Source organism: Thalassospira sp. HJ, from assembly GCF_000948415.1.
Classification (GTDB): domain Bacteria; phylum Pseudomonadota; class Alphaproteobacteria; order Rhodospirillales; family Thalassospiraceae; genus Thalassospira.
Genome location: NZ_JYII01000010.1, coordinates 285584 through 300519, shown reverse-complemented (window position 1 = coordinate 300519; position 14936 = coordinate 285584). Strand labels below are relative to the sequence as shown.

9 protein-coding genes, 1 tRNA gene and 1 pseudogene are annotated in these 14936 nt (G+C 54.6%); 4 read left to right on the top strand and 7 right to left on the bottom strand.

The annotated features are described in order from the left end of the window. The first annotated feature begins 671 nt into the window (after positions 1-671). Positions 672-1103 (top strand): lasso peptide biosynthesis B2 protein, encoded by a 432-nt coding sequence (locus tag UF64_RS06895; protein WP_082049598.1) that lies wholly within the window; start codon positions 672-674, stop codon positions 1101-1103. 410 nt (positions 1104-1513) lie between these two features. Here the strand turns inward: UF64_RS06895 and UF64_RS19890 are convergent. The 5 genes and pseudogenes from UF64_RS19890 to UF64_RS06865 form a co-directional block, all read right to left on the bottom strand. Next, positions 1514-2274 (bottom strand): annotated as a pseudogene (locus UF64_RS19890) (IS5 family transposase). 221 nt (positions 2275-2495) lie between these two features. Then, positions 2496-2572: transfer RNA gene (locus UF64_RS06880), tRNA-Ile, on the bottom strand. A gap of 106 nt (positions 2573-2678) precedes the next feature. Continuing rightward, positions 2679-4748, bottom strand: coding sequence for an RNA polymerase sigma factor RpoD (gene rpoD, locus UF64_RS06875; protein ID WP_044827859.1), 2070 nt, complete (start codon positions 4746-4748; stop codon positions 2679-2681). A 116-nt stretch (positions 4749-4864) separates the two neighbouring features. Next, positions 4865-6763, bottom strand: coding sequence for a DNA primase (gene dnaG, locus UF64_RS06870; RefSeq protein WP_044827858.1), 1899 nt, complete (start codon positions 6761-6763; stop codon positions 4865-4867). Positions 6764-6924: 161 nt separating this feature from the next. After that, positions 6925-7380, bottom strand: a complete 456-nt coding sequence (locus UF64_RS06865; protein ID WP_044827857.1) for a GatB/YqeY domain-containing protein — start codon at positions 7378-7380, stop codon at positions 6925-6927. 368 nt (positions 7381-7748) lie between these two features. On the opposite strand from UF64_RS06865, the gene carA reads away from it, so the two are divergent. The 3 genes from carA (at position 7749) to greA (ending at position 12830) form a co-directional block, all read left to right on the top strand. After that, on the top strand, positions 7749-8915 hold the full coding sequence (gene carA, locus UF64_RS06860) for a glutamine-hydrolyzing carbamoyl-phosphate synthase small subunit (RefSeq protein WP_044827856.1): 1167 nt from the start codon (positions 7749-7751) through the stop codon (positions 8913-8915). Between the two features lie 96 nt (positions 8916-9011). After that, a complete protein-coding gene (carB, locus tag UF64_RS06855; RefSeq protein WP_044828215.1) occupies positions 9012-12254 on the top strand; it encodes a carbamoyl-phosphate synthase large subunit in 3243 nt (1080 codons plus the stop codon). A 102-nt stretch (positions 12255-12356) separates the two neighbouring features. After that, positions 12357-12830, top strand: coding sequence for a transcription elongation factor GreA (greA, locus tag UF64_RS06850; RefSeq protein WP_044828214.1), 474 nt, complete (start codon positions 12357-12359; stop codon positions 12828-12830). A 147-nt stretch (positions 12831-12977) separates the two neighbouring features. Here the strand turns inward: greA and UF64_RS06845 are convergent, their stop codons facing one another. Both UF64_RS06845 and UF64_RS06840 read right to left on the bottom strand, forming a co-directional pair. Further along, positions 12978-14441, bottom strand: a complete 1464-nt coding sequence (locus UF64_RS06845; RefSeq protein ID WP_044827855.1) for a methyl-accepting chemotaxis protein — start codon at positions 14439-14441, stop codon at positions 12978-12980. Positions 14442-14458: 17 nt separating this feature from the next. Further along, positions 14459-14836 carry a hypothetical protein gene (locus UF64_RS06840; RefSeq protein ID WP_044827854.1) on the bottom strand — a complete coding sequence of 126 codons (378 nt, stop codon included), beginning with the start codon at positions 14834-14836 and terminating at the stop codon, positions 14459-14461. Between the last annotated feature and the right edge of the window lie 100 nt (positions 14837-14936).

Genomic DNA, 14936 nt, shown 5'->3' with positions numbered 1-14936 from the left:
TCACCAAACCTTGAAAGATGTATATCTTCCTACGATTTTGCTCCGCATATCCGCACATATCCCGGAGACAAGAGCGATTATGTGAATGAGTTTGGACCCTAACTGTTTGAAACGCAGATTTCAACACTGCGACATTCATCATTTAATGATTGATGCGCCAAAACATGCTTTGATATACAGATACAATCGATGCGGCAATTTATTATGTTTTGATTATATCTTGTTTACTGTTGAAACTTTATGGAGGCTAAAATATGGATCAAATTAATCAAAAGGCTGACCTAAAAAACCCTGCTGACTTAGTCAAGCGTCGTGCATATTCAACCCCTTCCTTTACGCTGGTCAGCCTGTCCAGTTCAAAACCGCGCTCCAACCTCTCGGATGGACCAACCACCGACGGACCGAACTATTCTTGATAACTTCGGCACGGCAATGCGACAGGCATTCAGAGACTGCCGAATGTTGATGATTTGGCTGCACAATGGCCATACGCCAATCCCATGCTTGGCAAAAACGCCGAATTGTGGTCCACGTACCGGACGCCTTGCTTGTCCTTAACCCAATCAGATCTTAAGCTCAGGACCTATTAATTTGGCTTTTACATAAGTAAATAGAAGGATCAGAAAGTGCGGTGGAGTGTTACAAAGCGCAAACTTTGCTATCTGATTAAAATGGATGGGAGACGCAGATTTCTAATGCTGGAGGCTGCCTTCCGGCTGGTCGTCACGTGGCTAATTATTACGGGCTTACCATATTCGCGGATCGTTCCACGACACGGAGCTTGCAGATCAGCAGCAGAAGGAGTTGAGCGCGATCTCTCCGTAAGACTGATGGCCGAACAACAGCTTACCGTGCAGGAAATCAGATGGGCCATTGACGTTGCCGTACAACATTTACCGATCAACACCCTTTGCCTCCACCAAGCTATGGTAGGCCAGCGCATGCTGCGATGGCGCAAAATTCCATCTGTTCTATTCTATGGTCTTAAGCGAGACTGTCCAGTTTCAGAGTTTGAAACACATGCATGGCTTGTGGCAGGTCAGTGTCCGGTCACCGGCTATCCGCAGGCAGCCCGCTTTGATGCGTTTGCGAGTTTTTGGTGAGACCCGACACCTTGCTGTCTATCTGAAACTTGGCAAAAAATGCAGCAACCGGCCTTCACCATAGAGCAATGATCCTTGATAAGGACAATCTGCCGGAATCAGGGCTTGGCAACAAACAATTTTTTTTCAATAGCTTATCATTGCACCACTAATATGGCACTCTCAATCACCACACTAAATACCTAGAAAGACAATTTCCATTTAAAAGTTGCACTTCTTGGTAAAAAAAAACTCTCCCCAAAACACGACTTCGTTCGAAAAATAGCAATAAGCGCTACACATCGGATAAGTACGCACTTGTATTTACGGAGACTTGAGGACGTTTTTGTCTTGGATGCTATAAATAGGGCGAGATGACAGCCTGCCTTGCCAGCTTGCCAAAATGCTTCAAGATTTAGGCTCAGGACTCATTAATTGAGGTATAAGATGACCGTAGCTGCGATACAAATTGCTAATAAGAAGGTGTGCGCGCACCTGTCGTATCCGGTCGCGATACTGCGCCAGTCTTTGAGCTTTCCGAACATGTTCTCGACTTTGTGCCGTGTTTTATAGAGCTTTCGGCAATATGATATCTGCGTATTTCTGTTTTTGCGCGGCGGTATGCAGGGCTTGATCCCTTTGGCGTTGAGCGCTGCTCGGAACTCGTCACTGTCATACCCCTTGTCACCAATCAGGTGAGATGCCGAGGTTGGCAGGCTTTCATACATAAGCTTTGCGCCGAAATGATCGCTCATCTGACCTTCGGTGAGCAACAGGACAAGCGGCTTGCCGTGCCCGTTGACAACCGCATGCAGCTAGGAGTTCAGGCCACCTTTTGTGCGTCCGATACGGCGGGGAACATCCCCTTTCTAAGCAGACTGGCCGCCGTGCGATGTGCCTTCAGGTGTGTGGCGTCGATCATCAACTGTTCAGGTGCGCCGTTCTCGGCTGCAATCGCTGAGAATATACGATCAAACACGCCCAAACGGCTCCAGCGTACAAAGCGGTTATAGAGCGCCTTGTACGGATCGCACTCCCTTGGGGCATCACGCCACCGGAGACCATTGCCAATGACATGGACAATCCCGGAAACAACGCGCTGGTCATCAACACGCGGAACCCCGTGGGCTTGCGGAAAATACGGCTTAATGCGCCGCAACTGAGAACGGGAAAGCCAAAACAGGTCGATCATAAAGTGCTCCTCTCAGATCAGAAGCAGTACTTTCAATCAAAAGGTGGACCAAAAATTAATAGGCCCTGAGCCTAAACATCAGAAAACACACATTAAATTCAATTTTATAACCCGGAATTATGACAAAGGTCCGGGATACAGCGGCACGTTCAAAAATATGATTATTTGGGAAAGCAGAAAGATGACCACGGGAAATAATCATATTATATGATTATTTCCCGTGGTAGGCCCGGAGGGACTTGAACCCCCAACCAGACCGTTATGAGCGGTCGGCTCTAACCAATTGAGCTACGGGCCCCCAAGACAAAAGTCCGGGTAAAGAAAAGACCGCACCGGTGGTCCGGTGCGGTCCCGAAAACTAGCGATTTTCCGGGCAAGGTCAAGCCCGAACCGCATGTGATTTCTTAATAATCGAGGAACGAACGCAGTTTGCGCGAGCGCGACGGATGCTTGAGCTTGCGCAGCGCTTTCGCTTCGATCTGACGAATACGTTCGCGGGTCACGGAGAACTGCTGACCAACCTCTTCAAGGGTGTGGTCGGTGTTCATGCCGATGCCGAAACGCATACGCAGAACACGTTCTTCACGCGGGGTGAGCGAGGCCAGAACGCGCGTGGTGGTTTCACGCAGGTTGGCCTGGATCGCAGCATCAAGCGGCTGAACGGCGTTCTTGTCTTCGATGAAATCGCCAAGATGGCTGTCTTCCTCGTCCCCGATCGGGGTTTCAAGAGAGATCGGCTCCTTGGCAATTTTCAGAACCTTGCGAACCTTCTCAAGCGGCATCTGAAGCTTTTCTGCCAGCTCTTCCGGGGTCGGTTCGCGGCCGATTTCATGCAACATCTGACGCGAGGTACGCACCAGCTTGTTGATGGTCTCTATCATGTGAACCGGGATACGGATCGTGCGGGCCTGGTCGGCGATCGAACGCGTAATGGCCTGACGGATCCACCAGGTCGCATAGGTCGAGAATTTGTACCCACGGCGGTATTCGAATTTGTCCACCGCCTTCATCAGGCCGATATTGCCTTCCTGAATCAGGTCAAGGAACTGAAGACCACGGTTGGTGTATTTCTTGGCGATCGAGATCACGAGGCGCAGGTTGGCCTCGATCATTTCCTTTTTCGCACGACCGGCTTCGCGTTCGCCCTTGTTGACCACGCCATAAACGCGGCGGAATTCACCAATCGGCAAGCCCACTTCGGCCGAAACGCCACCAACACCTTCGCGCAGGTTGGCGATTTCTTCGGAATAACGCTCGACAAAGGTTTTCCAGCCCTTGCCCGGCAGGCCGCCAACGCGCTCCATCCAGTTCGGGTCAAGTTCATGGCCCTGATACTGTTTGACGAAGTCCGGACGTTTGATCTTGCAACGATCCGCAAAGCGCAGAAGCTTGCCTTCAAGGCCGAGCAGACGGTTGTTCAAACCGGTCAGGTGATCAAGCAGTTCCTCAATGCGGAAGTTGTTCAGGTGAACATCTTCCATCAGGTCGACCATCTCGCCCTTGAGCTTGTTATAGCGCTTCTCGGTCGCGGCCGGGACGCTTTCACCCTTGTTCATCGCAACCAGACGCTGTTCCTGCGCCTTGTGCAATTTCTCATAGGTCTTGGCGATCAGCTCGAATTTCTCGAGAACCTGCTCAGTCAGTTCCTCTTCCATTTTGGAAAGCGAAACGTTGACCTGCTCGTTCTCGTCATCATCATCGTCTTCGCCGTCGCCCTCACCGTCTTCACCCTCGGAGCTTTCGGACTCGTCGTCGTCTTCGTCCTCGTCTTCCTCGGCCTCGTCAGAGATGCCTTCGGGGGTTTCGGTTTCGGCGTCTTCATCGTCGTCGTCATTGGCAGAATCGAAGCTTTCGACATCTGCTTCTGCATCGACGTCGGTATCTTCTTCCTCGCCTTCCTCGGCGGCGATTTCCGCATCCGGGCCACCGCCATAGGTGGTTTCAAGGTCAATAACGTCACGCAGCAAAAGCTCGCCAGCCTGCAGCTGGTCATGCCAGTTCACGATCGCACGAATGGTCAGCGGGGATTCGCAAATCCCGCCAATCATCATGTCGCGACCGGCTTCGATACGTTTGGCAATGGCGATTTCGCCTTCGCGCGACAGCAGCTCAACACTGCCCATTTCACGCAGATACATGCGAACCGGGTCATCGGTCCGGCCAACATCCTCTTCGGAGATGTTGCCACGCGGATCGGCATCGGAATCATCGCTGTCGTCGTTGTCGTCCGCTTCATCGCCGTCGATGACATTGATGCCCATCTCGTTAAGATTGCTCATCACGTCTTCGATCTGCTCCGAGGAAAAATGCTCGGAAGGCAGGGCTGCGTTCAACTCATCGACCGAAATGTGGCCCTTCTCCTTGCCCTTGGCAATGAGCTTCTTGATGGCCGACTTATATGTATCGAGAAGAGGTCCGTCTGCGTTTTCAGAAGAGTTCTTTTTCTCTTCAGCGTTCGAAGTCTTAGACGACATCTATTCCCCGTTTCCCGCTGGGTACGTTCGTACCGTTGTTGTCCCAAGCGCCGTGTCTCTCAGCGCAAATCACAAATAGCCCGATCGCTGATCCAGACCACACACGCGATCAATGATCAGTCGTCGAGCTTAAACACTTTCTCCCGGCGTCGGGCGAGATCCTCTCGTCTGTGAGAAAATCTTTCCCATTCTTCCTCGCTGGTATCTGCTGCCAACTGTCGGACGGCGTATCTTGCCTCTTCGTCCTCCAGGGAGCTTACAGCCATGGAAAAAACCTGTTTCCAACCCGTCAGGGCCCGTTCGAGCGGCGTTTCGGGCTTGGCGAAAGCGGCGTGCGCAATTACGTCCGCACTGACCACCCGCGAAACTGTCTCTGACAGCCCGTCGCGCTCCAATTGAGCCTTGATCGTTTCGCAATCAAGTCCAGGATCGTCGTCAAGCAGCTTTAAGACGGCCCGACGAAGATTGTCAAGCGCGGAGTCTGCACAACTATAGATTCCCAGCTGTTCGCCAATCTCATCATGCAGGGCAGGATGATTGATCAGTGTCAGCAAAAGAATGGAGTCCTGCAGGTCGCGTTTCTTTTGCATCGGTGGTCGCGACATGCCCGGAACCGCTTTACCGGCCGGAACCCAGAAATGGTCATTTTTTCCGCGTTTGCCACCCCATGCGGCTTTTTTATTTTGAAAACCGCCGGAATTCCCGCCGTAACCGGACCGGTTTGCCGGCTTGCCACCGCGATCGCCCTTGAACAGCTTCCAGATCCGGTCGCGGAACATCGCATTATATTGTGACCGCACCGCTTCATCGGCAATCACCGAAATGCGCTGATTGATGGTTGCCTCAAGCGCGGCACGGCGTTCCGGGGTATCGATCTTGTGCGCACCGACATCCATCCGCCAGACCAGCTCGGCCAGCGGCACAGCATGATCAATGATCTTGCGGAAACTCTCAAACCCGTCCGGGGCCGCCATCAGGCTGTCGGGGTCCTCGCCCTCGGGCAGGATGGAAAACAGCAATGACTTGCCCGGCCGCAGGATCGGCAAGGCCCGTTCGGCCGCCCGCACTGCCGCACGCTTACCCGCCGCATCGCCATCAAGGCACAGGATCGGCTCGTTGGTCATTTTCCAAAGCTCGCCAATCTGCTCCTCGGTCACGGCGGTGCCAAGTGGGGCAACCGCCCCGCGATAGCCCGCCCGATGCAGGGCGATTACATCCATATAGCCTTCGGTAACAATAATCGGTGCGTCATTGCGCGATGCTTCGCGCGCCTGAGGCAGGCCATACAGCAGCCGCCCCTTATGAAACAGCGGGGTGTCCGGACTGTTAAGGTATTTCGGCTTGCCATCCCCCATAACGCGCCCGCCAAAGGCCACCACCCGGCCGCGCCGATCAAGGATCGGGAACATCACACGCCCGCGGAACCGGTCGTAACTCTGACGTCCGCTATCTTCGGGCTCAATCAAAAGCCCGGCCTCGATCATGAGTTTTTCATCAATGTCTTCGCGCTTGAGTGCTGCCTTGAGCGCCCCGCGATTATCCGGCGCATAGCCCAGCCGGAAGTCACTGATGGTTTTGTCATCCAGTCCGCGCTGGTGGAAGTAATCAAGCCCTTCCTTGCCTTCGGGCATGCGCAACATGCGTTCGAAAAACGCACAGGCCGCTTCCATGACCTCATAAAGGGTCTTGGCCTTTTGTTCGCGTTCCTGGGCTTCGCGCGATTGTTTCGGGACTTCCATGCCAACCTGATTGGCCAGCACCTCGACCGCCTCGATAAAGGTCAGGCCACGGGTATTCATCACAAAGCTGATGACATCGCCATGCGCACCACAGCCAAAGCAGTGATAGAAACCTTTTTGCTCATTGACCGTAAAGGACGGGGATTTTTCAGAATGGAACGGGCACAGCCCGGAATATTCCCGGCCGCGTTTGATCAGCTTCACCGATGTGCCGACGACATCCGCCAGCCCCACCCGTGCCCGCAGGTCGTCAAGAAACGACTGGGGAAAGCTCATGTGTGCCCCGTTCCCGTAATGTCACAGCATGATGCTGCAACTGTGTTGATTGGTCCCTGTCCCGGCCGACCTGATTTGATGTGATTATTGTCCGGTCCCGGGACGACGAAAGCCGGACGATTTTACACGCCCGGCTTCCAAATTACAGTGTGCTGTTGAGATTAACCCAACAGTTTTTTGGCAACACCACCGGCTTTGCCGAAATCCATGGTGCCGCTATATTTCTCGCGAAGGGCTGCCATCGTGCGGCCCATATCCTTAAGACAGGTCGCACCGATTTCCGAAACGGTGCCGCGCACAGCATCTTCGATCTCATCATCGGACAGCTGGGCAGGCAGGAACTTTTCGATCACTTCGATCTCGGAGGCTTCCTGTTCGGCCAGTTCCGGGCGGTTGCCCTTGGTGTACATTTCGATGCTTTCGCGGCGCTGTTTGACCATCGCCTGCAGCAGGTTGATGATTTCATCATCCGAAATGCCATCGGTATTGCCTTCACCCCGTGCCGCGATATCGCGTTCTTTCAGTGCCGCCAGGATAAGGCGCACGGTGGTTACGGAGCAGGCATCCTTAGCAAGGACTGCCTTTTTCAAAGCGTCATTAAGCTGCGATCGCAGCATGGCTCATCTCTGATTCTGTGGAAGAAAGGAGCGAACATACCGCAAAACGGCATTTGACGCAAAGAAAACGTTAACACGTAAGTTATTGATTTTATTGAATAAATAAAAGTTTAGATGCGTTCTTGACATGCTATGCCGACTCCCGTAGACATCCGCCAATTTGCCTGCCGGGATCACGCTTTGCCCCGCTTTCAGCATACAACGCTGACGTTTATATCATGGTCAGCTCATCTTGCTGGAAACCAGTTGGCGCGTCTGCATGGCCGGTATGCAGGTTAAAAGCAGCCGTTTTTGTCGGCCTGCGCAGAAATAGTATATATAAAAAGACTCCGTGTTTCACCGTGGAAAGATCGAAAGGACATTTGCCAATGTCAGCGCCCACGCACACCCCGCCACCTGGTGCTTCTGCCGTCCTGGTTCTCGCAGATGGTTCAGTTTTTTGGGGACGCGGCGTCGGGGCCCGAGGGGAGGTCGTTGGTGAAGTCTGCTTCAACACCTCGATCACGGGCTATCAGGAAATCATGACCGACCCCTCTTACGCCGGTCAGATGATCACCTTTACCTTCCCCCATATCGGCAATGTCGGCACCAACGACGAAGATATCGAAAACGCCAAACCGGTCGCCCTTGGCTGCATCCTGCGCCAGGACATTACCGACCCGTCAAGCTATCGTGCCCAGAAACATTTCAACGAATGGCTGGCCGAACACGGCCGGATCGGGATCGCCGGTGTTGATACCCGTCGCCTGACCAAACGCATCCGGAACGAAGGTGCGCCGAACGGTGTGATCTGCCACAACCCGGATGGCACCTTTGATATCCCCGCGCTTATTGCCATGGCCAATGACTGGCCGGGCCTTGAAGGCATGGACCTTGCCAAGGACAACAGCTGCACCACCGGGTATGACTGGGACGAAGCGCTTTGGTCCCGCGAAGGCGGATACGGCAAGGTTGGCAATGCCAAGCACCATGTCGTTGCCATCGATTACGGTGTAAAGCGCAACATCCTTCGCAACCTGGCAAGCCTTGATTGCAAGGTCTCGGTTGTTCCGGCCACCACCCCGGCTGATGAAATCCTTGCGATGAACCCGGATGGCATCTTCCTGTCAAACGGCCCGGGTGACCCGGCCGCAACTGGCGAATATGCGGTTCCGACCATCAAGACCCTGATCGACAGCGGCAAGCCGGTGTTCGGGATTTGCCTTGGTCATCAGATGATGGCGCTCGCGCTTGGGGCCAAAACCATGAAAATGGATGTCGGCCATCGCGGTGCGAACCACCCGGTCAAGGACACCACCACAGGCGTCGTTGAAATCACATCGCAGAACCATGGCTTTGTTGTCGACAAGGACAGCCTGCCGGCAAACGTCGAAGCGACCCACTTCTCGCTGTTTGACGGATCGCTTGCTGGTCTGCGCCTCAAAGACAAGCCGGTCTTCGCTGTTCAGTATCACCCCGAAGCATCGCCGGGGCCGCATGACAGCCACTACCTGTTCAAACGTTTCGTTGGTCTGATCGAGGAAGCCAAAGCCTGATCACCTGATCAGGACACGCCCAAGATTACGCGATTAACGGACTTAAACGAGGCGGTGCAGCCATCGCGCCTGCCCTTGCGAAAAGCGGAAAACGACATGCCGAAACGTACAGATATCAAATCAATCCTCATCATCGGCGCCGGCCCGATTGTTATTGGTCAGGCTTGCGAGTTTGACTATTCCGGTGCCCAGGCCTGTAAGGCGCTGAAGGAAGAAGGTTACCGCGTCATTCTGGTCAACTCGAACCCGGCGACCATCATGACCGACCCGAACCTGGCCGATGCGACTTATATCGAGCCGATCAAACCGGCGATGGTTGCCAAGATCATCGAAAAGGAACGCCCGGACGCGATCCTGCCGACCATGGGTGGCCAGACGGCCCTCAACACGGCACTTGCCCTGCATGATGACGGCACGCTTGAAAAATACGGTGTCGAGATGATCGGTGCGAAAAAGCACGTCATCGAAAAGGCCGAAGACCGTCAGCTGTTCCGTGAAGCCATGGACAAGATCGGCCTTGAAAGTGCCCGTTCTGCAATGGTCAGCACCTTCGAAGACGCGGTCAAGGCGCTTGAGGTCACTGGTCTTCCGGCCATCATCCGCCCGAGCTTCACCCTCGGCGGTGAAGGCGGCGGCATTGCCTATAACCGTGAAGAGTTCGAACAGATCGTGCGTAACGGTCTGGCAATTTCCCCGACCCACACGGTTCTGATCGAAGAATCCATTCTCGGCTGGAAAGAATACGAGATGGAAGTCGTCCGCGACCATGCGGATAACTGCATCATCATTTGTTCGATCGAAAACGTCGATCCGATGGGCATTCATACCGGTGACTCCATCACCGTCGCCCCGGCGCTCACCCTGACCGACAAAGAATACCAGATCATGCGCGACGCATCGCTTGCGGTACTTCGCGAGATCGGTGTGGATACCGGTGGCTCGAACGTTCAGTTCGCGGTCAACCCGGATGACGGTCGTTTGATCGTGATTGAAATGAACCCGCGTGTGTCGCGTTCGTCCGCACTTGCATCCAAGGCAACCGGCTTCCCGATTGCCAAGATCGCGGCCAAGCTTGCGGTTGGCTATACGCTTGACGAGCTTGATAACGACATCACCGGTGTGACCCCGGCCTCGTTCGAGCCGACCATTGATTATGTCGTCACCAAGATCCCGCGCTTCACCTTTGAGAAGTTCCCGGGTGCGAAGCCGATCCTCGGTACGGCGATGAAGTCGGTTGGCGAAGCCATGTCGATCGGCGGCTGCTTTGCTGAAAGCCTGCAGAAAGGTCTGCGCTCGATGGAGACCGGGCTTACGGGCCTGAACGAAGTCAAAATCGAAGGCGCACCGGACAAGGCTGCCATCCGTGCGAAGCTGACACAGCCGATCCCGTTCCGTATTCTTTACGCTGCCCAAGCGTTCCGCCACGGCATGACGCTTGAAGAAATCCAGACGGCAACGAAGTTCGATCCGTGGTATCTCAAACAGCTCGAAATGCTGGTCGCGGAAGAAGAAAAAGTCCGTGCCAATGGCATTCCGGCCGACAAGCAGGAACTGCTGCGTCTCAAGAAGCTTGGCTTCTCGGATGCACGTCTTGCCGAACTGGCAGGCAAGGAAGAAGACGCTGTGCGTGCCGATCGTCAGGCCCTTGGCCTGCGCCCGGTTTACAAGCGCATCGACACCTGTGCCGCCGAATTCCCGTCGCGCACGTCCTACATGTATTCCATGTATGAAGGCGACGGTTTCTTCGAGCCGGAAAACGAAGCCGAAGTCACCGATCGCAAGAAGGTCATCATCCTTGGTGGTGGTCCGAACCGTATCGGTCAGGGCATCGAGTTCGATTACTGCTGTGTGCACGCGGCCTATGCGCTGCGCGAAGCAGGCGTCGAAGCCATCATGGTCAACTGCAACCCGGAAACGGTTTCCACCGACTATGACACGTCCGACCGTCTGTATTTCGAACCGCTGACCGCCGAAGACGTGATCGAGCTCTGCCAGCTTGAACAAAGCAATGGCGAACTGCTCGGCGTGATTGTTCAGTATGGTGGTCAGACCCCGCTGAAACTCTCGGCCGCCCTTGAAAAGGCCGGTATCCCGATCCTTGGCACCAGCCCGGACAGCATCGACCTTGCCGAAGACCGCGACCGTTTCCAGGAACTGGTCAACAAGCTTGGCATGAAGCAGCCGGCCAACGGCATTGCCCGCTCGGTCGACGAAGCCGTCAAGATTGCCGAAGGCATTGGCTACCCGATCGTCATCCGCCCAAGCTATGTTCTGGGCGGTCGCGCGATGGAAATCGTTCATACCACCGAAGACCTTCTGCGCTACATGCACGAAGCCGTTCAGGTTTCCGGCAAAAGCCCGGTTCTGATCGACAGCTTCCTGCTTGATGCAATTGAAATTGACGCCGATGCGGTCTCGGACGGTGAAAACGTCTTTGTTGCGGGCATCATGCAGCACATCGAAGAAGCCGGTATTCACTCTGGTGACTCGGCCTGCTCACTGCCGCCCTACTCGCTTGATGAAGCCATGATCGAACGCCTCAAGGCGCAGACGGTTGAACTGGCCAAGGCGTTGGACGTTGTCGGCCTGATGAACGTTCAGTTCGCGATCAAGGATGACGATATCTATCTGATCGAAGTCAACCCGCGTGCCTCGCGTACGGTTCCGTTCGTTGCCAAGGCAACCGGCAACCCGATCGCCAAGATCGGTGCCCGTATCATGGCTGGCGAAAAACTTGGTGACTTTGACATTGATCACGGTCCGTTCAAGCACATCGCGGTCAAGGAAGCAGTCCTTCCGTTCAACCGCTTCCCGGGTGTCGACACCCTGCTTGGCCCGGAAATGCGTTCGACCGGTGAAGTCATGGGTCTTGATACCGATTTCGGTCGCGCCTTTGCCAAGGCACAGATGGCAGCCGGTCACACCCTGCCGCTCGAAGGCAAGGTGTTTATCTCGGTCAAAAACTATGACAAGCCTGCCGCTATTCAACTGGCACGCGACGCGATTGCCCTTGGCTTTGGCGTGGTGGCGACCCACGGAACGGCAGAAGTTCTTGAAAAAGAAGGGCTAGACGTCACCCCGGTCAATAAGGTACAGGAAGGACGTCCCCATATTGTGGACATGATGAAGAACGGCGATATCAAGCTGGTGTTCAACACCACCGAAAGCAAGCAGGCCGTGGTCGACAGTTTCTCGATCCGCCGGACTGCTCTTACCGATGACATCCCGTACTACACCACTGTCGCCGGTGCCCGCGCTACCCTGCGCGCCATCGACAACCTGAAACGCGGCGCACTTGCAGTCCGTCCCGTTCAGGAATATCTTGGGGACAAGTACTAAGGTTCTCTATCGAACCAAAGGCAAGAATTCAGACCGCCCGGCGGGATGCCGGGCGGTTGATTTTGTAGTATCGACCGCTAATAAGAATAGGCTGTGAGCGCGATGGAAAAAGTACCAATGACCCCCCAGGGGCATCAGCGTCTCGAAGAAGAACTGAAGCATCGCAAGTCTGTCGAACGTCTTGAAATCATCAAGGCGATCTCGGAGGCCCGCGAGCATGGCGATCTTTCGGAAAACGCCGAATACCATGCCGCACGCGAACGCCAAAGTTTCTGCGAAGGTCGTATTGCCGAGCTCGAAGACGTGCTCAGCCGCTCCGAGGTTATCGACGTGCCATCACTGGCCGGTGATACCGTTAAATTCGGCGCCAAGGTTGATCTCGTTGACGAAGACACCGACGAGGAAACCACCTATCAGGTGGTGGGTCCGATCGAAGCCGACATCAATGCCGGCCGTATCTCGACCACCTCCCCGATCGGTCGTGCCCTGATCGGCAAATCGGTCGGTGACTCTGTCGAAGTTACCGTACCGGGCGGCACCAAAAGCTATGAAATTCTCAAGGTCGATTTTTCCTGACCCGGAAACAACTGATCAGAATCAGGGCCCGGGAAATTCCCGGGCCTTTTTCGTTGCAGAATTTCATTCGAGACTGAGACAAAAAGACAAAGAAAAAGCCGGGCAAATGCCCGGCTTTTTTTCGCAGGTTGGGACGCTTGTTCTGATTTACTCAGCTTTGGCCAACTGATCGAGAACCGCTTCGATATTGCGGTTAAGATCGGTTGCTTCTGATCCAAGGTGATCGGCACTGCCCAGAAGTTCGGTCGCAGTCGCACCGGTCTGATCGGAAATTTCCGACAGCTGATGGATCAGGTCCGAAAGATCACGGGTCGCATCGACCGTGACATTCAGGCTCTGTGCAATCTCGCGCGATGCCGCCTGCTGCTGATCCATGGTCGAGGAAATCGTCGTTGTCACTTCCACCAGATCGCCGATGGTTTCCGAAACCCCGTTCACTGCAGAAACGGAATCGCCCGTTGCCGCCTGAATTTCAGAAATCTGCTGTGCAATCTCGTCGGTCGCACGCGCAGTCTGGTTGGCAAGGTTCTTGACCTCGTTGGCAACAACCGCAAAACCTTTGCCGGCTTCACCAGCACGCGCGGCCTCGATCGTCGCGTTGAGCGCCAGAAGGTTCGTCTGGGACGCAATATCGGTAATCAGGTTAACGACTTCACCGATCTTCTCGGCTGCTTTCGACAGCCACTCAATCCGCTCGCTTGCGGTCGAGGACCGCGAAACCGCGTTATCGGTGATCTCACGCGCACGGACGATCTGACGGGAAATCTCATCGGCCGATGCATTGATCTCATCAACAGCAGATGCTGCCGACTGCACGTTCTGCGAGGTTTCCTCGGACGCATGCACAGCTCCGACAGAGGCTTCACGACCGGTACGTGCACGATCATCAAGAAGCTGGGCACGCTTTTGCAGCTGAACGGATTCCGCATCGACCGCACCGGCAGACTTGCCGATCATCGAGGTGATCTGGCCTGCCAGTTCGCGTTTGAAGTTATCACGCTCAATCTTGCGCTGATCACGCAGTTTCTCGTTCTGCGCCAAAAGGTCCTGTGCGGATTTTGCGGCTTCTTCGGCCTCAGCACGCGCCGTTTCGGCATTGGCCAACGTCGCATACAGGCTTTTGCACGACCAGATCAGAACCCCGGCCTCAACAATCACCACCATCGCATGCAGAACCACGCGGAAGAAGTCGGCACCATCCGGAAACACCCAGTATGGCACGGCAAAGTTCAGGGTCAGGTGGTGCATGGCAATAACGCCAGCGGCCACCACAATCGTTTTCCAGCAGACCAGCGCGCCAAGCACAGCCAGGGCCGCAAAGAAATACATGTGAATGTCGATCTGCCATTCATGCCCGCGGAAGGCATAAACCAGAACGGCGACCTGCAAGAGCATGGCAGAGGAGACAATAAAGCGCGAAATCTGCGCCTGCGGACCAGCAGCCCGGCACACAACAAATGCACTGGCCGCAAAAATCGCACTGGCGATCAGCGGCGAAACGGCATCACCGCTTCCGAAGTAGCCGGCAATCGCGCTGAGCGGAATATGCACGGCCAGAATGACAAACAGTGCCTTGATCGCATTGGCACGAATTTCGAGTAACTTTTCCATTGGCTTAAACCCAAGTATCAGAAGGCGTTTTTCGGTGCGTCAGCATCAAAACAGGCCGATGCAATTAGCGGAGACAGGGTAAACAATGCGCCGAAATCCCCGGCCTCTGGCAAAGCACCATCGTCACGCACAACGACCGCCATATGCCCAAAGCCCCCAAATCTCGCAACGCGACCACCGGAAGCCCCCACCCGTTCAAGGATTTCCTGTTCGCTCATATCAAAAGGAAACACCATCCCGACACCGGCCATCGCATCGGACGGCCGATAGGACAGAACCACCAGCAACATCACACCGATAAACGCAAACAGCATGGTCGGTACGATCCCGCGCCAACCGTCATCATCGATTGACAGAATTCGAGTGGCTTCCGGAGTTTTTTGAAGTGCTTCCAATTACTATCCCTATATAATTTATACCCCATTAGTATAGGTATCTTGTATTTATGCCCTTCCCCCGTCACTGACAAGAACTTTCATCCATACATTTAATAAC